The organism is Sphingomonas sp. SRI_018 (assembly GCF_057586275.1).
Window position 1 is genome coordinate 591,823 of the sequence record NZ_JBYCZO010000001.1, and the last position, 18,546, is coordinate 610,368.

The 18,546-nt window shown below is 65.1% G+C and carries 20 protein-coding genes; 7 read left to right on the top strand and 13 right to left on the bottom strand.

Annotated elements, in window-relative coordinates:
- Positions 1-15 precede the first annotated feature (15 nt).
- From AC2YHA_RS02655 to AC2YHA_RS02705, 11 genes are all read right to left on the bottom strand, one after another.
- Positions 16-1,704 carry an alpha-L-fucosidase gene (locus AC2YHA_RS02655; RefSeq protein ID WP_487400273.1) on the bottom strand — a complete coding sequence of 563 codons (1,689 nt, stop codon included), beginning with the start codon at positions 1,702-1,704 and terminating at the stop codon, positions 16-18.
- A gap of 149 nt (positions 1,705-1,853) precedes the next feature.
- Positions 1,854-3,965, bottom strand: a complete 2,112-nt coding sequence (locus AC2YHA_RS02660) for a TonB-dependent receptor (RefSeq protein ID WP_487400274.1) — start codon at positions 3,963-3,965, stop codon at positions 1,854-1,856.
- Between the two features lie 343 nt (positions 3,966-4,308).
- On the bottom strand, positions 4,309-4,566 hold the full coding sequence (locus tag AC2YHA_RS02665; RefSeq protein WP_233783003.1) for a hypothetical protein: 258 nt from the start codon (positions 4,564-4,566) through the stop codon (positions 4,309-4,311).
- A gap of 86 nt (positions 4,567-4,652) precedes the next feature.
- Positions 4,653-4,826 carry a hypothetical protein gene (locus tag AC2YHA_RS02670; RefSeq protein WP_233783002.1) on the bottom strand — a complete coding sequence of 58 codons (174 nt, stop codon included), beginning with the start codon at positions 4,824-4,826 and terminating at the stop codon, positions 4,653-4,655.
- Positions 4,827-5,051: 225 nt separating this feature from the next.
- On the bottom strand, positions 5,052-5,684 hold the full coding sequence (locus AC2YHA_RS02675; protein ID WP_487400275.1) for a hypothetical protein: 633 nt from the start codon (positions 5,682-5,684) through the stop codon (positions 5,052-5,054).
- Positions 5,684-5,890, bottom strand: coding sequence for a cold-shock protein (locus tag AC2YHA_RS02680; protein ID WP_233783000.1), 207 nt, complete (start codon positions 5,888-5,890; stop codon positions 5,684-5,686). Before AC2YHA_RS02680 ends, AC2YHA_RS02675 begins: the two co-directional genes overlap by 1 nt.
- A 9-nt stretch (positions 5,891-5,899) precedes the next feature.
- Positions 5,900-6,811, bottom strand: a complete 912-nt coding sequence (locus AC2YHA_RS02685) for a transglutaminase family protein (RefSeq protein ID WP_233782999.1) — start codon at positions 6,809-6,811, stop codon at positions 5,900-5,902.
- Positions 6,812-6,826: 15 nt separating this feature from the next.
- Positions 6,827-7,114, bottom strand: coding sequence for an antitoxin Xre/MbcA/ParS toxin-binding domain-containing protein (locus tag AC2YHA_RS02690; RefSeq protein ID WP_233782998.1), 288 nt, complete (start codon positions 7,112-7,114; stop codon positions 6,827-6,829).
- On the bottom strand, positions 7,111-7,371 hold the full coding sequence (gene infA, locus AC2YHA_RS02695) for a translation initiation factor IF-1 (protein ID WP_233782997.1): 261 nt from the start codon (positions 7,369-7,371) through the stop codon (positions 7,111-7,113). The genes AC2YHA_RS02690 and infA overlap by 4 nt, the downstream gene beginning before the upstream one ends.
- 1 nt (position 7,372) lies before the next feature.
- Positions 7,373-7,504: a hypothetical protein gene (locus AC2YHA_RS02700; protein WP_264757852.1), complete on the bottom strand. Its 132-nt coding sequence runs from the start codon at positions 7,502-7,504 to the stop codon at positions 7,373-7,375.
- Positions 7,505-7,808: 304 nt separating this feature from the next.
- Complete coding sequence (locus AC2YHA_RS02705; protein ID WP_487400276.1) at positions 7,809-8,567, bottom strand: Crp/Fnr family transcriptional regulator; 759 nt, start codon at positions 8,565-8,567, stop codon at positions 7,809-7,811.
- 8 nt (positions 8,568-8,575) lie between these two features.
- Here AC2YHA_RS02705 and AC2YHA_RS02710 point away from each other — a divergent pair, with 8 nt between their 5' ends.
- From AC2YHA_RS02710 to AC2YHA_RS02740, 7 genes are all read left to right on the top strand, one after another.
- The gene (locus AC2YHA_RS02710; protein WP_233782995.1) at positions 8,576-8,896 is read left to right on the top strand and encodes a hypothetical protein; all 321 of its coding nucleotides are present in this window, start codon (positions 8,576-8,578) and stop codon (positions 8,894-8,896) included.
- A 146-nt stretch (positions 8,897-9,042) separates the two neighbouring features.
- On the top strand, positions 9,043-10,548 hold the full coding sequence (locus AC2YHA_RS02715; RefSeq protein WP_487400277.1) for an ATPase domain-containing protein: 1,506 nt from the start codon (positions 9,043-9,045) through the stop codon (positions 10,546-10,548).
- Positions 10,538-13,147 (top strand): ATP-binding protein, encoded by a 2,610-nt coding sequence (locus AC2YHA_RS02720; RefSeq protein ID WP_487400278.1) that lies wholly within the window; start codon positions 10,538-10,540, stop codon positions 13,145-13,147. The genes AC2YHA_RS02715 and AC2YHA_RS02720 overlap by 11 nt, the downstream gene beginning before the upstream one ends.
- Before the next feature lie 23 nt (positions 13,148-13,170).
- Positions 13,171-13,497, top strand: a complete 327-nt coding sequence (locus tag AC2YHA_RS02725; protein WP_487400279.1) for a response regulator — start codon at positions 13,171-13,173, stop codon at positions 13,495-13,497.
- Between the two features lie 408 nt (positions 13,498-13,905).
- The gene (locus AC2YHA_RS02730; protein WP_233786592.1) at positions 13,906-14,628 is read left to right on the top strand and encodes a Crp/Fnr family transcriptional regulator; all 723 of its coding nucleotides are present in this window, start codon (positions 13,906-13,908) and stop codon (positions 14,626-14,628) included.
- 284 nt (positions 14,629-14,912) lie between these two features.
- Complete coding sequence (locus AC2YHA_RS02735; protein ID WP_487400280.1) at positions 14,913-16,331, top strand: Gfo/Idh/MocA family protein; 1,419 nt, start codon at positions 14,913-14,915, stop codon at positions 16,329-16,331.
- A 203-nt stretch (positions 16,332-16,534) separates the two neighbouring features.
- The gene (locus tag AC2YHA_RS02740) at positions 16,535-16,780 is read left to right on the top strand and encodes a DUF333 domain-containing protein (RefSeq protein ID WP_233782990.1); all 246 of its coding nucleotides are present in this window, start codon (positions 16,535-16,537) and stop codon (positions 16,778-16,780) included.
- Between the two features lie 41 nt (positions 16,781-16,821).
- Here the strand turns inward: AC2YHA_RS02740 and AC2YHA_RS02745 are convergent, their stop codons facing one another.
- Positions 16,822-17,406 (bottom strand): hypothetical protein, encoded by a 585-nt coding sequence (locus tag AC2YHA_RS02745; RefSeq protein ID WP_487400281.1) that lies wholly within the window; start codon positions 17,404-17,406, stop codon positions 16,822-16,824.
- Positions 17,407-17,433: 27 nt separating this feature from the next.
- Positions 17,434-18,516: an MBL fold metallo-hydrolase gene (locus AC2YHA_RS02750; RefSeq protein ID WP_487400282.1), complete on the bottom strand. Its 1,083-nt coding sequence runs from the start codon at positions 18,514-18,516 to the stop codon at positions 17,434-17,436.
- Positions 18,517-18,546: the final 30 nt, after the last annotated feature.

An 18,546-nucleotide genomic window follows, 5' to 3' on the forward strand; every position in this document is an offset into this window, starting at 1 on the left:
GGCCCGTCGGGTTTCTCAGGCCACGAGGCCGGGGCCACTGATCACCAGCGCGATGCCGATCTCGTTACGGCGCGCATCCGGCAGGCGCACCTCGAGCGCGCCTTGCTTGCGCGTGAAGGGCAGGGGACTGGCATCGCCCGGCAGCGTCACGCGGGCGACTTCGCCCCGACCGACGGGATTACCGGCGCCGAGCAGCTCCATCCGTGCGATCCCGTCCTCGGGCCAGCCGAGCACCAGTGCGTGGAGATTGCCGTCCTTGACGACATAGCGCACGTCCCTGGCGCCGAAGCGCGACTTCGGGCCGCCTTCGGAGAAATTGCCGCCGCCGCCGCCCGCCGGCCCTTCGCCGTGGAGGCGCCAGGGACGGCTGCCGTAGATCGCATCGCCATAGGGCTGCATCCAGGCGGCAAGCCCTTCGAGGATCCGCTCCTCCTTGTCGTCGATGGTGCCGTCGCCACGTATGGGGATGCTGAGCATCAGATTGCCGTTCTTCGACACGACGTCGCAAAGGGTGTGGATCACGGTCTGCGCCGACTTGTAGCCGTCCTCTTCATAGACCTTGCGGCTGTAATGCCAGTCGCCGATGCAGGTGTCGGTCTGCCAGGGATAGGTCTCGATATAGGTCTTGCCGCCGCGCTCGACGTCGTCGACGATGCCCATCCGCCGCTGCGGCGGGGTGCCTTTGGCGGTCACCACCGCTTCGAGCCGGCCGCCGTTCCAGCGCATGCTCTGGTTGTAGAAATGGGCGGTGACGTCGAGCCCCGCCTGTTCGAGCGGCAGGTCGAAATTGTCGAAATAGACGAGGTCGGGCCGGTACCGGTCGATCAGCTCGCGGCAGCGCAGGAACCAGCTGCGCACGAACTCGGGCCGATCCGGTACGCCTTCGCTCCACAGCCCGTCGTTGGCCTCGTGCCAAGCCTTCGCCTCGGCGATGGTGGTGACGCCGTCGGGCATGTACGCGCCGCGCCCGGTGTAGAGTTGCTGCGGGTCGAGCCCGTCCCACCATTTGCCGCGACCGTCCGCCTTGGTCAGGCGGAACGCGTCATAACGCTGCCCGCGCCGCGGTCCCTCGGGATCATAGCCATAGGCCGCCTGGTTCCAGTGCCAGGCATGGGCGGAATGGTTGGAGACGCCGAAGCGCAGCCCGCGCTCGCGCGCCAGCTTCTCCCAGGTGCCGACGATGTCCTTCTTCGGCCCCACCCGCGTCGAGTTCCAGGGATGATAGGTCGACGCGTAGCAGTCGAAATTGTCGTGGTGGTTGGCGAGCGCCATGAAATATTTCGCGCCGGCGCGCTGGTAGAGATCGAGCAGCCGTGCCGGGTCCCAGCGTTCGGCCTTCCACTGGTTCTGGATCTCCATGAAGCCGACGTCGGCCGGATGGCCATAGTGCCGGAGGTGATGTTCGTAGGCGGGATGCCCCTGGACATACATGTTGCGCGCATACCAGTCGCCCGCGGCCGGCACGCATTGCGCGTCCCAATGCGCCCAGATGCCGAACTTGGCATCGCGGAACCAGTCGGGGACCGTGTAGCCGCCCGTCAGCGATGCCCAGTCGGGCGTGAAGGCGCGGGGCAGGGCGACCCGGGCGGCACGTCCTGCCGGCGCGGTGGCGACACCGCAGGCGGCCGACGCCGTCTTCGACACACCCGCCGTAGCCCCCGCGGCGAGCACGCCGCCAACTGCTTGCCTGCGCGTGATGCCCATGCCCCTCCTCCATGTTCTGGTTGATCAAGCATAGTCGAGGCCTATCGCATATGAAATATACTTTCATATGCGGTGGACTGCCGTCGAGTTGGGGCGTCGAAGCGCGTCGCCATGGGACAGCGCCGGTCGGCTGGCGCTTGTCCGCTATCTTACATGGCGAACCTTATCGTCCCGAGGACCGTCCGAGGTGCACCCGGCAGGTTGAGCCATGCGGACGTACCGTGCCCCGATACGATATAGTGCTTGTCGAACAGGTTATAGGCGTTGATCTGGAACCGCGCCGGGCCAAGATTGGCCCAGGCCATCGCGTCGGCGGTGAAATAATGCGGCAGCACCGTCGTGTTCTGGGGATCGGCCCAGCGGTCGCCGACGTAGTTCGCACCCGCGCCGACACCGTAATCCTTGAGGATGGTCTTGGTGACGAAGAGATTGGCCTGGTTCCTTGGGGTGATCGTCGCGCGCTTGCCGATGAAGGTTGGTGTGGCTGACGCCGTCACACGCGTGTCGAGGTAGGAATAGCCGGCGATCACGCGCAGCCCTGACGGCAGGTCGAGCGCCGCCGACAGCTCCACCCCGCGTGTGCGCTGCGTGCCGATCGGAACGATGGTGTTGGTGGCCGGATCGGTGCCCTTGATGCCGGTGCGCCGCAGGACGAAGCCGGCAACCTGGATCGAGAGATGCTGGTCCAGCAGCGAGTATTTCGCGCCGACTTCCTTGTTGGTCGTCTGCTCGGGTGCGATATCGGCGTTGTTGGCGGCGAGCGCGAAGGTTTCGGCGGATGGCTGAAAGCTGCGGCTCCACGACGCATAATAGGACTGGTTGTCGTCCGGCTGGAAGATCAGGCCGGCGCGAGGCGAGAACTTGCGGTCGGTGCGCTCGAGGTCCGGCTGGCCGGGCAGGCGCTGATCCGTCTTCTGGATGAACCAGTCGTGGCGCAGGCCCAACATTGCCTTGATGCCATGGCCGAAGTCGATCAGGTCCTGGACGTAGAGGCCGCGCGTGTCGAAGGTCGACAGCGTGCTGGCGCTGAGCTGCGTGAAAGCGGTGTTGTTGACGGTCGGCAGGACCGGATCGAGGATGTCGGTGACCGCGACGACGCGCGATTGCAACGTCTTCGCATCCTTGACCTGCCGGGCGATCTCGAAGCCGTAGAGCAACGTGTGGTGCGTTCCGGCGAGGTCCAGCTTCTGCGTGAGTTCGGACTGGTTCGACCAGCCGTCCTCGTCGCGTGCGATGCCGCCGTGGCTGAGCGTCACGGTGCCGGCCGCGGCGTTCACCCCGGTCGCGTTGGTGTTGTGGCGGTCGAGCGTGAAGCGATAATGGCGGAAGCCGTTGCGGAAGCTCAGGCTGTCGGAAAAGCGATGCACCAGCGTGATCGACTGCGACAGCACCTCCGACCGGCTGACGTCGGCGTCGCGCGCATTGGCCGCGCCGTAATAGGTCGAGCGCGGGACATCGACCGGGCGTCCGTTGATCGCGGGGATGCCGAAGTCGGTGAGCCGTCGGTCGAGCAGATAGTCCGCCTGGACCAGCAGGGTCGTGTCCTTGCCCTGGCCGAGCACAAGCGACGGCGCCAGCGCGACTCGCTTAAGGAACTGCTGGCTGCGGAAGCTGTCGTCATCCTCATAGGCGCCGGTCAGGCGGAAGCCCACGCCCGAGCGTTCGTCGAACTGGCCGATGTCCACTTCGCCGCGATAGGTATCGAACGACCCCGCCGAGACGGCGGCGGAGGCGATGTCCACATCGGGCTTCTTGGTGACGCGGTTGATGAGGCCGCCCGACGAGCCGCGGCCGTAGAGGACCGCCGCCGGCCCCTTGACGACCTCGATCCGCTCCACGTTGGAGAGGTCGCGGAAATAGAGACCGTCGTCGCGGAAGCCGTCGACGAACTGGTCGGCGATGGCGGTGAAGCCGCGGATCGTCACCTGATCGCGCTGGCCGTCGCCGTGGGAAAAGCCGACGCCGGGCACGTTCTTGAGCGCGTCCTGGAGCGAGAGCGCGCGCTGATCCTGGAGCACCGCGGCCGGCACGACCGACACCGACTGCGGCAGATCCTTCAACGCGATCGGGACCTTTGCCGCACCGGTGCTGGTCGGAACATAGCCCTGCTTGTCCAGCGTCCCGGTGACGACGATGTCCTGCTGCTGGGGCGTGTCGGCACCTTCCGACGAGGCATCCGCGGCATAGGCCGGAACGCTTGCGAGAACGAGAGCGCAGGAAAACGCCCGACCCGCGGTTCGGCCGGTGCGGTGCTTTGCCATGGAATAGAGTCCCCTTCGTGCGAATGACGCGGGGCCTTAGCTGCAAGTAAGAGTCGTTTGCAATATACCGGCGGTCGTTTGGGCATGCAGGATGGTCGGAATGACGATCGGCCGCCCGCTCAGACGTTCGTCATGGTCGGTCCTCGAAACCCTTGACCATCCGCGCGCGGGTCGGAAAGGAAACCGGCAGCGGTGTCTGCGATATACAGGCGCGCGGCTTCAGCGGTCACCGTTCCCGATAGGTCGGCATTGCCGGTCCAAAGGATTTTCCCGGGAACGAACTCGATAAGATCGTGCGGATCAGGGCAGCGCGAGATCGCGGCTAGCCGATCCGTCGACGCCGTCAGCGATCGGCAAATCCCAGGTCGGGATTCTCGCTGAGGAGGCGGTCGTCCATCGAAGCATGCACGATAGTTGCGGATTTGCGGAGCAGTCGTGCTTCGGCAGCCCTCGCCTCGCGCTTTTCGGCGAGCAGCGCTTCCTTGCCCCAAGCGGCGGCGGCAAGCGTCGCGACCCTGCGTGCATTCGGCAGAGCGGCAGTTGCAGCAAGGGCGCGATGGTGCGCCTCGCGGGCGCGGCAGACGGCGGACGTTGGCTGCATCGGGTGATTCCTTCCAGAGACGGTAGAACAGGTCGTTCGATGCCCTAGGCTATCATCGCCGCTTCCAGCTTCGAGCGGTTGGAAGTTCAGCTCCCGGGGCGAGGCCAGAACGGCGTGCGGGTCACGGAGCCGGCGAGCAGGCGTGCGGCATAGATGCGCTCGATCGCCCTTGCGTCCTCGGCACGGACGAAGACCACGCGGGTTCCCTTTGGAACGAGCGCCTCGATCGCGCTGATCGTAGCCCCATGCTTGGCCGACATCGCAACGACTTGATCAACGGTAGCGTCGATGTTCACGGCTCGCGACATCTCAGGCAGCCTGCAGAGACGCGTTCGTGACGGCGCGTCGTGTATCGAAAGGGGCGGGGTTCGAGTACCGAAACGGCTGTCGACCGCCTCGTGGCGAGCCCGGCGCGCAGCCGACGACACGGACGAGGCGCCTCTTGACGGAATCGAATGCTGGGGAAGGCATGATGCGGCTCCACGTCAGAGCGGGAGCACGAAACATCTCTCAGTCGCGTCCTTGCTCATGAGCGAAGCGGAGCGATGAGGTGGATATGGGGCACGAGAGCCTCCGTTACCAGTGCCGCGCCCGATATCGCAGGTCGCGGCGAAAATGAGGTCGTCCGCCAGCCGGGCATAGAACAGTCCGATGTTTTCGAGATCGGCTCTCTCGACGACGATCGCGTTGCCCAGGAGCACGCGCCGAAGCCGGCCTCGCTCACCAGGCCAGCCCAAGGTCATCGTTCCGGCTTCGCCGGCGTCCGCTCGTCTGGCGATGCCGTCGCAGTGAAACAGGCATTCCCGGGACCCGCCGAGCGCAAGAAGCCGTTCGTGATCGTCGTTCGGCAGCGTCATTGTCCTGCGGAACCCCCGGAGCTTGTTCGCGGTATTGCGCTGGCGCGGCGCGGTCGGGAGGCGCTGTCGCCGCGCAGCTTCGTCGATCAGGATGTTCAGGAACCGGTCGAGCTCACGCAACCCGTTGCCGATCACCTTGGACCGGAGACGATGCGTGACGGATCGTATCGGGCGGACCGATGGGTTCCACGGTCGTAGCGAAGCGGCGAAGAAATCCGCGCCGCGGCGCAGCGTCGCGTGCGCCCGCGCAAGCTCGTCCATCACTCCGGCCGCAGATCGTGCGCGCAGGTCTGTCCCCGTAGATCGGTCTGCAGGACGTAGCGTACCCGCTGGTTGCATTCGAGCGAGCCGAGCTGCGAGGCTTCGACGGCGCTGACATGGACGAACGCATCGCGCCCGCCGCCGTCCGGCTGAATGATGCCGAATCCCCCTCGCACGTTGTAGAAGCACACTGTTCCGATCGGCATGGGTCCCCCTCAGCTTGGTGCCGGTTGCGGTTGATCGAAGGCGCTCGCCAGCACGGTGCCGGCGGTGATGTTCACGTCGACCAGCATCTCGACGAGATCGTCGGGTGCGCCGGTATGGCCACCTTGCACGGGGCGGATCTGATCGACGGTCCTGGCGACCGCGACGGGGATCAGGCCGGCCCCTCCCATCCGGGCGTGGGTCGGATCGAACGCGCTCCAGCCGGCGCAGGGGAGATAGACCTCCGCCCAGGCGTGAGCCGCGCCATATTGCTTGCCGGCACCGTGCTCGTCCGCCTCGAGGGCCTGCATATACCCCGAAACGGCGCGTGCTCCGAAGCCGAGCTGACGAACCGCCTCGATGAACAGCGTCGCGAAGTCGCGGCAGGAGCCGTGCCCCGAATGGATCGTCTCGTCGGGAGACTGGGCGCGCTCCGCAGCGCTTGCGCGATAGGCGAATTCCGCCAGGATTCCGGTGTTGATTTCCTTCAGCAGCGTCAGGGTGTCGGTCGGCTCGGATCCGCGGAACGTGTCGATCCAATCGCGGATGCTGTCGGCAGCCTGGGGATATTGAGGATCCCGCATCGACCCAAGGTCGGCCACCTCGTCGGCCGAATAGGTGAACGGGAACTCCTGCGCCGACGGTGCGATGCTGAAGACCGGCCAGGCCGTGGCCGATTGATCGACCACCATGCGGCTGTCGATGGTCAGCGTCTCCACCTCGTCCCAGAAGGTGGCGGTGGCGATGAGATTGCCGAACACGTCCTGCGTCCATTCGATATGCGCCGGCGGCGTGCAGCTCAGCAGCGTGGTGAGCAGGCGCAGGTCATGCTGACCGCGCGGGCACAGCATCATCCTGTGCGGCAGCAAGGTCACCGGCCTTGCATAGCGGTAAACGGTCCGGTGGCAGATCGTCAGCAGCATGATGAGGAGGCGATCCTAATCGGCTCCGGCGCGCGCGGAGATGGCGCGCTCGACCGCCTCGCAACCGGCCGCACTGGCTATCGCGAGATCGAGCGGGCGACCGCCGAGCGCCTCGTCGTGCGTGTTGAGAAAGGCGATCGCGGCATCGCCACCGAGAAGATTCCAGGCAAGCAGCGTGATCCGGCCCTGCCGCTCCACGCTCTCGGGCGAAAGACGCGCTCTTGTGGCCTTGTTGTGAAACGGGTTTCGCTTCGGCGCCGGAGAGGCGACGGTCGGCGGCTCGACTGGTTGTTCACCCTTCATCGCCGCTGTCCTCTCCTGGGGATGTGGCCGGAGCTTGCCACGCGCTCGCGGTAGACGAGCCGGCCCTTGTCCATGTCGTACGGCGACATCTCGACCTGAACGCGGTCTCCGACGAGGGTACGGATGCGGTATTTGCGCATCTTGCCTGCCGTGTAGACGATGACGCGATGGCCGTTCTCGAGGAACACGCGGAAACGACCATCGGGGAGGATCTCCTCGATCAGCCCGTCGAGGGTGAGGAGGTCCTCCTTGGTCAAGTCAGGCCTGCCCCGGCGGCGCCGGGGTCGCGCCCAGCGTGTCCTGGAGCTCGCGGACGCGCTCCGCATAGCATCTGGCACGGCTGCGATGGGCGATGCGCGCCTCGCGGGAACCGGCAGCATCGGCCTGCATCAGCGAAATCTGATGACGAGAGAGAAGGTAATTGAGATCCACGGGACGCCTCCGGCTTGATGTAAGCGGGAGCGCGATGGTCTCTCAGCCGCTGGCGCCTACGTGTCGGTCCTGCCAGCGATAATCATGATATAGGGATGAAGCCGCCCCGACGAAACCCCGCGCCGAAGAATGTTGGCGAATGCCCGCCGAGTAAGAGCGGCTCTCCATATTCGGCGGTGCTCTGTGCTGCGGGCACACGCTGATGCTGAACAGCCTGACCTTCACCGGCACGCGGACAACCACGCTGGAAGGGGCCGCGTTCTTATCCTTCACAGACGTCGTCGGCGGCGCGATCGATCTCCCGTTGCGCATAGGCAATCGTCCGGCGGCACGAGCAGGCGGCGGCTTCGAGGCGGTCGAAATCGACAATGTCGATGCTGCCGCGACGGCTGCGGATCAGGCCGGCGCGCTGAAGCGCGGAGGAGGTCACGGCGATCGTCGAGCGCTGGACGCCGAGGATGTTGGCAAGCTCTTCCTGGGTGAGGGTCAGGTGGCTGCCGCGATGGCTGCGCGCCGAGGCGTCGAGCAGAACGCGGCACATTCGGCTTTCGACGCGGTGGATCGCAGTGCAGGCGACGAGTTGCCGCGCCTCGACCAGCAGTGCCTCGACATGCTTGTGGATCGCCACCCGCAAGTTCGCGGATTGCTCGAACATCTCACGATAGTGCGAGTCGCGGATGCGCCAGCCGGTGCCGCCGATCTGCACCAGCGCCCGCGAGTAGCTGAGCCGGCTGCCGCACGCTTCGAATGCGCCGAATGCGCCGTTGCGGCCGATCATTCCGCCGCTGATGCTTTCGCCTTCGACGCTCTCCGATGCGATGCAGATCAGCGCATCGTCGGGGAACCAGACCCAGTGCACCTCCACGCCGGTCTCCTGGAGCACATCGCCGCGGCCGAGCTCGACCCGTTCGATATGAGCCGCGAACCGCAAGGCGATGGCGGGTTCGATCTCGGCAAGAATCTCGTTTTTGGGATTGAAGGTCATCGCGTCCCCGCTCGCGTCGGGAACGGTCCGGCGCATTGTTGAAGATGGATCAGATCCGGCATCACCGCCGGTGCAAGTTTCACGATAGCGGAACTGTCGGTCAGCGTATGCTTTTATGTGGGGGAGACCGGCCAGCAGCGGACACGATACGCATGACATTGAATGCGGAGGAGCAGCCGCTCAAGGTGGATGTGCTGAATGGCGAGGTCGTCATGACCGGTCCGCGGGTAGCGATCGCCTTGCATCCGACGGCGGCGACCGAAACGGCGCAGCGACTGCTCGCCGCCGCGAACCTGGCGATCGAGCAGGCGCGCGCGGCAGCGGTCCAACGGATGGATGGTGCGGCGTCCAACGATGTTTTCTGATCGCGTAGCGGGCCGGACGGCGCGGGAATGCTGCTGCATCGGCGCAGCGTAATCAATTCAATCGCCTTCTTCTGTTGGGTATCGAACACAGTTCCCGAAGATAGCTGATTATAGCGCGTCCCTGGCGAAGGAAGGGATGCGTCCGAATGGAACTGGAGTACCGCCCAACTACCCTGATTCCGACGGGCGTGCCGGGCCTCGATCCGATTCTGGCGGGTGGATATGCCGAGAATCGCGTTCATCTGATCGAGGGGCAGCCCGGGTCGGGCAAGACCAGCATGGCGCTGCAGTTCCTGATGGATGGCGCGAAACGGGGAGAGCTCGGCCTCTACGTCACCTTGTCGGAGACGACGGCCGAGCTCTGCGCGGTCGCGGCCAGCCATGGCTGGACGTTCGACGGCATCGAAATCTTCGAGATGATTCCTCCCGAGCTGTCGCTTGATCCCAATGCGCAGCAGACGGTGCTCTACTCGTCCGAGCTCGAGCTTGGCGAAACCGTCCGGATGGTCATGGCCGAGGTCGAGCGGGTCAAGCCCAAGCGGCTGGTGTTCGACAGCCTGTCGGAGATCCGTCTGCTCTCGCAGGGGTCGCTGCGCTATCGGCGGCAGGTGCTGGCGCTCAAGCACTTCTTCCTGAAGCTGGGCTGCACGGTGCTGATGCTCGACGACCTGACCTCCGAGCAGGACGATCTCAACCTACACAGCATCAGCCATGGCGTGCTGCGCCTCGAGCAGGTCGCGGCGCTGTACGGGGCCGAGCGCCGGCGCCTGCGCTGCATCAAGATGCGCGCGGTCAAGTTCCGCGGCGGCTATCATGATTTCACGATCGAGCGCGGCGGCTTGCGCGTCTATCCACGTCTGGTCGCGGCCGATCATCATGTCGATTTCGCGGCGGACATCGTCAGCAGCGGGGTTCCGGCGCTCGATGCGCTGGTCGGCGGCGGTCTCGATCGTGGCACCAGTACACTGGTCATCGGCCCATCCGGCTCGGGCAAGTCATCGCTTGCGATGCAGTTCGTCTATGCCGCGCTCAAGCGGGGCGAACCCGCGCTGATCCTGGTGTTCGACGAGGTGCGCAGCGTGTTCCTGCGCCGCGCGCAGGGCATGGGCTTCGACCTCATGCCGTTCCTCGATCAGGGGCTGCTCAGGCTGCGCCAGATCGATCCAGCGGAATTGACCCCGGGCGAGCTCACCGCCACGGTCCGCGACGCCGTCGAGGGGCACGGCGCCCGCATCGTCGTCCTCGACAGCCTCAGCGGCTATCTGAACGCCATGCCCGAGGAGCATTTCATGATGCTCCAGATGCATGAGATGCTGTCCTATCTGAACCAGCAGGGCATCGTGACGATCCTGGTGCTCGCCCAGCACGGTATGGTCGGGCACATGGCGAGCCCGGTCGATCTCACCTATCTCAGCGACGCCGTCATCATGCTGCGATTCTTCGAAGCCGGCGGCAAGCTGCGACGGGCGCTGTCGGTGCTCAAGAAGCGCACCGGCCATCATGAAGAGACGATCCGCGAATATCGGATCAGCTCGCGCGGCGTTGCGGTCGGCGAGGCGCTGACCGAGTTTCAGGGCGTGCTGACCGGCGTGCCGACCTATATAGGTGCGGACTCGAACCTCCTCGGCGAGACCGTCGGGCATGGGGAATGATCCGACGGTTCTGATCTGGACGCCGATCGGGCGGGACGGCCCCGTCATCCAGCGGCTGCTTGGTGGTGTCGGGATTCCCAGCCGGCCCTGTAGCGGGTTCGACGACCTCCTCCATGGTCTGGACGGTGCGGCCGGGGCGGTCATTGCCCAGGAAGGGCTGCTTGGTGCCGATCTCGCCGCGATCGAGCAATGGGTGAAGGCGCAGCCGAGCTGGTCGGATTTTCCGTTCGTGCTGCTGTCGCATCGCGGCAGCATGGTCGACCGGCGGCTGATCGCGCTGCTCGGCAACGTGACCGTGATCGAACGCCCGGTCGACCAGACCACGCTGGTGTCGGCGGTCAGCTCGGCGCGCCGGGCGCGGCTGCGGCAGTTCGAGGCGGGCGAGCAGCTCGCCGAGCAGCAACGCATGCGCCGCGCGCTGGCCGAGGAAACTCGGACGCTCGGCATCCTCAACGAGCTGGGGGCGACGCTCAGCGCCGAGCTCGACCTCGAGCGGGTGGTGCAGGCGGTGACCGATGCCGGGGTCGCACTGACCGGAGCCGAGTTTGGCGCGTTCTTCTACAACGTCATCGACGAGAAGGGCGAATCCTACACGCTCTACACGCTGTCGGGTGCCCCGCGGAGCAAGTTCGAGACCTTCCCGATGCCGCGCAACACGGCGGTGTTCGCCCCGACCTTTTCCGGCGAGGGGGTGGTGCGCTCGGGCGACATCACCCGCGATCCGCGTTACGGCCGGAACGCGCCGTATGCCGGCATGCCCGAAGGCCATCTGCCGGTGCGCAGCTATCTTGCAGTGCCGGTGACCTCGCGCAGCGGCGAGGTGCTTGGGGGGCTGTTCTTCGGCCACTCGACGCCCGACATGTTCGGCGAGGCGGCCGAGCGGATCATGGTCGGTGTTTCCGGCCAGGCCGCGACGGCGATCGACAATGTCCGCCTGTTCCTCGCCGAGCAGCGCGAGCTCGAGGAGCGCCGCCGCGCCGAAGCCGAGCTCAAGCGCCAGCGTGACGAATTTCTCACGCTGGCCGACAACATCTCCTCGCTCTGCTGGCTCGCTTACGGCGACGGCACGATCTTCTGGTACAACAAGCGGTGGTACGAATTTACCGGCGGCAGCCCGGAGGACGGCGTCGCGTGGGAGTCCGCCCATGATCCGCAAGCTGCTCCGGAAATCCGCGAGCGCTGGCAGCACGCGCTGCGCACGGGCGAGCGGTTCGAGATGATCTTCCCGATGCGGCGGCACGACGGCGCGGTCCGCGAGTTCCTCTGCCGTATCACGCCGATCCGGGACGAGACCGGGTCCATTTTCCGCTGGTGCGGGACGCATGCCGACATCACCGAGCAGCGGGAGGTCGAGGCTGCCCTCGAAGCGCGGGTGGCCGAGCGCACCAGCGATCTGCAGCGTGCGCTCACCCGGCTCGAAGAAGAGGCGGCCGAGCGCGAAAAGGTCGAGGAGGCGCTGCGGCAGTCGCAGAAGATGGAGGCGATCGGACAGCTCACCGGCGGTGTCGCGCACGACTTCAACAACCTGCTGACCGTGATCATGTCCGGCGTCGATGCGCTGCGCCGTCCCGGGCTGAGCGAAGAGCGCCGGTCTCGCTACGTCAATGCGATCGCCGAGACGGCGGAGCGCGCGGCGAAGCTGACGGCGCAGCTGCTTGCCTTCGCGCGGCGCCAGCCGCTGCGTGAGATCGTGTTCGACGCAGCCGACAATGTCGGTCGCATCGTCGAGATGCTGGCGACGGTGGTCGGCTCACGGATCACGCTCGACACCGACTTCAGGCTTTCTCCGGCGCCCGTGAAGGCCGACCTCATCCAGTTCGAGACGGCGCTGGTCAACATGGCGGTGAATGCCCGCGACGCGATGGACGGTGAGGGTTCGATCCTGCTGCGGGTCGATGCCAGCGACGAGATTCCCCCTATCCCCGGGCATCCGGCGGTGGCGGGCGCATTCATCGCGGTCAGCATCACCGACAGCGGCGTCGGCCTGGCCGCAGACCAGATCGCGCGCATCTTCGAGCCCTTCTACACGACCAAGCCGGTCGGCAAGGGCACCGGGCTCGGCCTGAGCCAGGTCTATGGCTTCGCCAAACAGTCGGGCGGCGATGTCCGCGTCGACAGCGCGCCCGGTGAAGGCGCGACCTTCACCCTCTACCTGCCGAGGGCGGCCGAGGCCGAGCTCATGCCCGAAGCCGAGCCTCAAGCTGAAACGATCGATGGCGACGGCAGCGGCCGCATCCTTGTCGTCGAGGACAATGAGAATGTCGGCGAACATGCTTCGCAGCTCCTATGCGACCTGGGCTATGAGACGGTCCGCGTCCAGGATGCCCGCAGTGCGCTGCAGGCTTTGCAGGAAGCGAGTGAGCCGTTCGACCTGGTCCTGAGCGATATCGTCATGCCCGGCGGGATGAGCGGGCTCGAACTGGCGCGAACGCTGGCACGGATGCATCCCGAGCTGCCGGTGGTGCTGACCACCGGCTATAGCGACGTTCTGATCGAGGAAGGCTCGGACGATGTGGAGGTGCTGCGCAAACCCTATTCGATGGATGCGCTCGGCGCGCTGATGCGCCGCCTCATCAACAAGGTCGAGCGAGGCCGATGAGCGGGTTTGCAGGCAAGCGAATCTTGGTTGTCGACGACGAGCCGTTCATCGCGATGATGCTCGAAGACATACTCGGCGATCTTGGCTGCGCGGTGATCGGTCCCGCGCTCGACCTCGGCGAAGCCGAAGCACTCGCGCGTGGGGCGGCGATCGATGCCGCCATCCTCGATGTCAATCTCGGCAATCGAACGAGCCACTCGATCGCCGATCTCCTGCGCGAACGGCAAATTCCGTTCGTGATCGCGAGCGGAAGCGGGGAGGCCGCTACGGTGCCCGGCGCGAGCGGTACGCTGAACAAGCCCTTCCGGCCGGGGGCGGTGGAGGCGGCGCTGTCGGAATTGATCGCCTGATTCCAGCGCGTCGCGGAAATGCGCGCAGCTGCGAGACGGGCGCAATGGCATCCACTGGGCCCGATAATCGTGCGAGACGAAGATCGACGCGAAGATACTGATGTCGCGTATCCAGCGGCCAATAAATTTCGATGAGATTAGATAAGTATGAATTTATCCTAGTTAAAGTATGTCATCTGTTATCTGTAAAATAATTTCAAACATTGCCGCATGATGAACAATATCGTCTGCGGACCGCTAGCTATTTGCCTGCAGGGAACCGCGTTCGTTCCGTCGGAGTTATGATCGCAGACACTTGGGTAACTTGTAAGTCGGTTGCGATGACTGGTTGCGGATCTTTGGCGCCCGAAGGAGCGCTTGCCTCGTTCGCTGCGACCCGTCGCAGCCAGGAGGCATTGTGTGGAGACGATGATCGGATCGAACGCGCTGCTGGCGGCCCTGGAATCGGCTGCGCGTGCGCGTTTTCTTCCCCATTTCCAGCGAGTGGAGCTGCGCCGAGGCGACGTGCTGCACAGCGACGGACAGCTCATCGATTGGGTCTATTTCCCCCTGGCGGGGCTGGTGGCGATCGTGACCCAGACCATCGCCGGCGAAAGCGTCCAGACCGGCATGGTCGGGTGCAATGGCGGCGTGGGTATTCTGGAGGCCTTTGGCAGCGGACGCCACCGCTCCCGCGGCGAGGTCCAGATCCCAGGTGCCGCAGTGCGTCTCGGCGTCGCGCGCTATCGCGAGATGCTGCGGGCATCGCCGGGGCTCCAGCGCGCGGTCGAACAACATCTTGAGATGCTCGTGACCGAAGCCCGGCAACTGATGGCCTGCAACGCGCTGCATTCGATCGAGGGGCGGCTGAGCCGCTCGATCCTCGATGCGCTCGAGCGCAGCTGCCTGGAGCGGATGCTGCCGATCACTCAGGAGGCGCTCGCCCAGATGCTTGGGGCGCAACGCACCTCGGTCTCCGGTTGCATCGCCAAGCTGCAGCGCGAGGGACTGATCCGCAGCAGCCGAGGCGCGATCGAAGTGCTCGACGTCGCTCGCCTGGAGCGGGTCGCGTGCGACTGCCGCGAGAGCCTGGCGATGGCCAAGGAGGAAATCTGGCCGGTTTCGGTCGAGCAGCAATTCTCCTCGGGCTGATTAGGATGCGGGGCTTAGGCAAAGAGATCCGAAACGCCTCGTCCTGCTGGATCACTCGATAGGAAGTTTACCCTTGATCAAAGGCTGGCTTCACTCATTGGGCAGAACGAGGGCCAACATCCTTCGGATGTCCCGATCGGCGATGTCCGCTTTTCCAAGTTGGTCCAATCGCTGACTATCAGCTACCCTCCACGAGCAGTTAGACCGTTTTCGACGTAAGCTGCCGGTCGGGAATGCGCTCCGTTCCAGCCGGCAACCTGTACGATCGGTGGACTGGAAAGCGGTTGTTCAATCTGTCCGATGACACGCACTTTGCGCCTTGCGAAGAGGTGTGTTCGCGCTACCAACGTCGAACGATAAATCAGGGGGAGGCCAATATGACCTCAAGTTTCGATCGCCGTACTCTGCTCGTCGGCGGCCTTGCTGCCTCGGCTACCCTGACTCCTCTCAGCGAGGCCTTCGCCCAGCGCCGCCGTCGCGTGTCCGCCAACGACAAGGTCCAGGTGGGCCTGATCGGCTGCAAGGGCATGGGCTGGGGGAACCTCATGGCGATGATGAAGGGGGCCGACGTCACCCCTGTCGCCCTCTGTGACGTGGACGCCACGGTCCTCACCGGTCGCGGTTCCGAGCTGCAGAAGGTCTCCGGCCGCACGCCGCGGCTTTACGACGACTACCGCCGCATGCTCGACGACAGATCGGTGGATGCGGTGATCATCGCGACGCCCGACCACTGGCATGCGCTCCAGCTCATCGATGCCATGTCGGCGGGCAAGGACGCCTATTGTGAAAAGCCGCTCGGCAACTCCATCGCTGAATGCCGCGCCATGGTCGCCGCCAAGGCGCGCCACAACCGCGTCGTCCAGGTCGGCCAGTGGCAGCGCAGCAACCAGCATTGGGCCGACGCCATCGCCCATGTCCATTCCGGCGGGATCGGCCGGGTGCGCAAGGTCAAGGCCTGGGCCTATCAGGGCTGGATGAAGAACGTCGCTCCGCAGCCCGACCAGGCGCCGCCTCCAGGCGTCGACTATGACCGCTGGCTCGGCCCTGCGCGCCTGCGCCCCTTCAACCCCAATCGCTTCCATTTCAGCTGGCGCTGGTATTGGGATTATGCCGGCGGCCTGATGACCGACTGGGGCGTCCATCTGATGGACATCGCCCTGTTGGGCATGAAGGCCCAGGCGCCGAACTCCGTCAGCTCGCTGGGCGGCGCCTATGGCTATCCGGACTCGGCCATGGAGACACCGGACACCCAGACCGCCATCTTCGACTTCGGCAATTATTCGGTGGAATGGGAGCATGCGGTCGGCATCAGCCACGGCCCCTTCGGCGGCGGCGACCATGGCGTTGCCTTCGTGGGCGAGACCGGCACGCTGGTGGTGGACCGCGGCAAATGGTGGGTCTCGCCGGAGATGAGCGACGGCAAGCCGCTGACCCGGGAAATTCCTGTCACCAAGGCCTCGGACAACGGGCTCGACCGACACACGGCAGACTTCATCGCCTGTGTGAAGGACCGCGCACGCACGCCTGCATGCCCCATCGAATCGGCGGCCAACACGGCCATCGTCTGTCAAATGGGCAACGTCGCCTGGCGCACCGGCCGCAAGGTCCATTGGGATGCCGCCGCGGGCCAGTTCAAGAACGACGCCGAAGCCAACGCCCTGATCACACCTAGCTATCGCGCACCTTACCGCCTGCCGGCGTAAGCGGTGTCCAGGTTGGGCGCGGACATGACCTCCAGGCTATGTGTCCGCCTTGATTGACCACGATGCCGAGAGCGGCCAGTCCGCTGACAAGGGCAGTAACACCCATTTCTGAATTGCGGGAGTTAACGCGCTCGCTCAAAAGCCGACATTCGGTAATTCGGGCATATGGAATGTAAGTTCGTCACGAGGACAAGGATGTCGCGATGAAAAAGACGCTTGCTAATGTCGCTCTCGCACTCGCGATTATTCCATCTGCCGCGATAGCGATCCCTAATCCCGCGTCCGTCTTCTGCGGCAAGATGGGCGGCAGGACGGTCATCGCCAAGCTGCCGTCGGGTGACGAGATAGGGCTATGCTATCTCCCCAAGGATAAGATCGTCGAGGAGTGGACGCTGTTCCGCATGCTCAAGGGCAAGAAGCCGCCCAATCACGCGAACCCGTTTCGCTGATCCCGCTCAGATTGCATTGGCCGTCGTCGACCTGGGATATGTCAAGTCGCGAGAACGGTGAAATATTCGAAGATGAAATAGGCGATCTGATAAGCCAATGCCGCGGCCACCAGGGCGATCTGGGTCTGCCGGCTCTCGGACGATATGCCGATGGCCGCGATCCCCAGCATCAACACCGCGTGAATGGGATATGCCGCTCCCAGCGCATGCCAGCGGCTGACGCCTTTGAGCACGGTGTCGACGAGGTCCATGACGGTGATCATCGCGATCAGCCCGAAGAACCAGGGGCGCCGGTGAAGCAGATAGCCTTCGTAGCTGCGATATTCGTCGACATCGGACGGAAAGAGCAAGGCAGTCAGGACGAAATACAGCGACCCATAGGCAATGATGAACAGATAGGATTCGAACGTCCAGCTCTTGACCTCGACCAACCGGAATTCCCACCACCAGAAGGTGACGATGGACAGCAGCGCCCACGTCACCCAGCCCATATGGATCCACGACCATTTGTAGCGGCGGGGATGCTCGACGATCGACGTGATGCCGGTCAGCAGCTTGGTGATCGCCAGCCCCAGCAGGATGCCGAGCACCACGCGGATGTGCATGTAGAGCTGGTCGATATCCATCGATGATCGCCTCGCTGCTCTCGGCTGCTATGACGGAGCCAGGCGGGGAACGTCCCAGCTTTGTCCCGCTTCCAGCGTACGGAAGCGGCCGGGATCGAGCCTTTGCTTCATGAGCGTCTCGCGCAGCCGCGCCGGGGGGCCATCGATCGGCTCTTCGCCCAGCTCGAAAGTTCCCCAGTGGACCCCCAGCGCATAGGGCGCCCCGGTCTGCCGGAATGCGGTGACGGCGTGCTCCGGATCGATGTGATTGCCGGTCGGCGGCGACGTCACATGGTAGGGGCCGATCGGTAGAATGGCCAAGCGGACGGGGCCGTAGCGGCGCGCCTCCGCCGCCCAGCGCATATCGCCTGCGCCCGTGTCGCCGGCATAATAGAGGTTGCCGCCGGGAAGAGTCACCGTGAACCCTGCCCAGAGCGCTCGATCGTGATCGTCGGTCCAATGCGCGCTCCAGTGATGCGCCCGGTTGAGGATGACGTCGATGCCGGGGCGCACCTCCACCCGCTCGCCCCAGTCGCGCGCGGTCGCCTCGATGCGGTGCTCGCGCAGCAGCGTGTCGTTGCCGAGGCCGGCCACGATCCGCGGATGGTCGCGGGCGACGATCGCCTTGAGCGCGCCGATGTCGAGATGGTCGTAATGATTGTGGCTGATCAGGATCAGGTCGATCCTGGGCAGGTCCTCCAGCCGGACTCCGGGGGCACGGACGCGCTTCGGACCGACGATCTGGACGGGCGAGTCGCGATGCGCCCAGACCGGATCGAGCAGGATGTTGAGCCCCTGCGTCTGGACCAGCGTGGTCGCATGACCGATCCAGGTGACCCGGAGAGCCTCGCCTTCGACGCGGGGTGCCGGAACCGACGGGGTGACGGGAACGGATTTCGGCCAGCCCTTATGGCCGCCGCCGAGGCCGATCGCCAGGAAGCGTTTGGCGCCATCGCGCTGCGCGCCGCCCGAGCCTTGCTCACCGTCGGGATTGAAGAATTTCTGGCCGTCGAAATGGTCGCTCGCAGGCCCGCTGTAGTAGATGCGCGACGCCGGCGTCTTCCCGCCATGGGAGCAGCTCACGACGACAAGGGGCAGAAGGGCGAGCAACAGCTGTCGAGAAGGCATCATGTTCGAACCTCCCTGCAACGGCGCGACATG

Coding starts and splice junctions, on each gene's coding strand:
- AC2YHA_RS02655 (WP_487400273.1), bottom strand. CDS start 1,704: ATGGGCATCACGCGCAGGCAAGCAGTTGGCGGCGTGCTCGCCGCGGGG.
- AC2YHA_RS02660 (WP_487400274.1), bottom strand. CDS start 3,965: ATGGCAAAGCACCGCACCGGCCGAACCGCGGGTCGGGCGTTTTCCTGC.
- AC2YHA_RS02665 (WP_233783003.1), bottom strand. CDS start 4,566: ATGCAGCCAACGTCCGCCGTCTGCCGCGCCCGCGAGGCGCACCATCGC.
- AC2YHA_RS02670 (WP_233783002.1), bottom strand. CDS start 4,826: ATGTCGGCCAAGCATGGGGCTACGATCAGCGCGATCGAGGCGCTCGTT.
- AC2YHA_RS02675 (WP_487400275.1), bottom strand. CDS start 5,684: ATGGACGAGCTTGCGCGGGCGCACGCGACGCTGCGCCGCGGCGCGGAT.
- AC2YHA_RS02680 (WP_233783000.1), bottom strand. CDS start 5,890: ATGCCGATCGGAACAGTGTGCTTCTACAACGTGCGAGGGGGATTCGGC.
- AC2YHA_RS02685 (WP_233782999.1), bottom strand. CDS start 6,811: ATGCTGCTGACGATCTGCCACCGGACCGTTTACCGCTATGCAAGGCCG.
- AC2YHA_RS02690 (WP_233782998.1), bottom strand. CDS start 7,114: ATGAAGGGTGAACAACCAGTCGAGCCGCCGACCGTCGCCTCTCCGGCG.
- AC2YHA_RS02700 (WP_264757852.1), bottom strand. CDS start 7,504: ATGCAGGCCGATGCTGCCGGTTCCCGCGAGGCGCGCATCGCCCATCGC.
- AC2YHA_RS02705 (WP_487400276.1), bottom strand. CDS start 8,567: ATGCGCCGGACCGTTCCCGACGCGAGCGGGGACGCGATGACCTTCAAT.
- AC2YHA_RS02710 (WP_233782995.1), top strand. CDS start 8,576: ATGGATCAGATCCGGCATCACCGCCGGTGCAAGTTTCACGATAGCGGA.
- AC2YHA_RS02715 (WP_487400277.1), top strand. CDS start 9,043: ATGGAACTGGAGTACCGCCCAACTACCCTGATTCCGACGGGCGTGCCG.
- AC2YHA_RS02720 (WP_487400278.1), top strand. CDS start 10,538: ATGGGGAATGATCCGACGGTTCTGATCTGGACGCCGATCGGGCGGGAC.
- AC2YHA_RS02730 (WP_233786592.1), top strand. CDS start 13,906: ATGATCGGATCGAACGCGCTGCTGGCGGCCCTGGAATCGGCTGCGCGT.
- AC2YHA_RS02740 (WP_233782990.1), top strand. CDS start 16,535: ATGAAAAAGACGCTTGCTAATGTCGCTCTCGCACTCGCGATTATTCCA.
- AC2YHA_RS02745 (WP_487400281.1), bottom strand. CDS start 17,406: ATGGATATCGACCAGCTCTACATGCACATCCGCGTGGTGCTCGGCATC.
- AC2YHA_RS02750 (WP_487400282.1), bottom strand. CDS start 18,516: ATGATGCCTTCTCGACAGCTGTTGCTCGCCCTTCTGCCCCTTGTCGTC.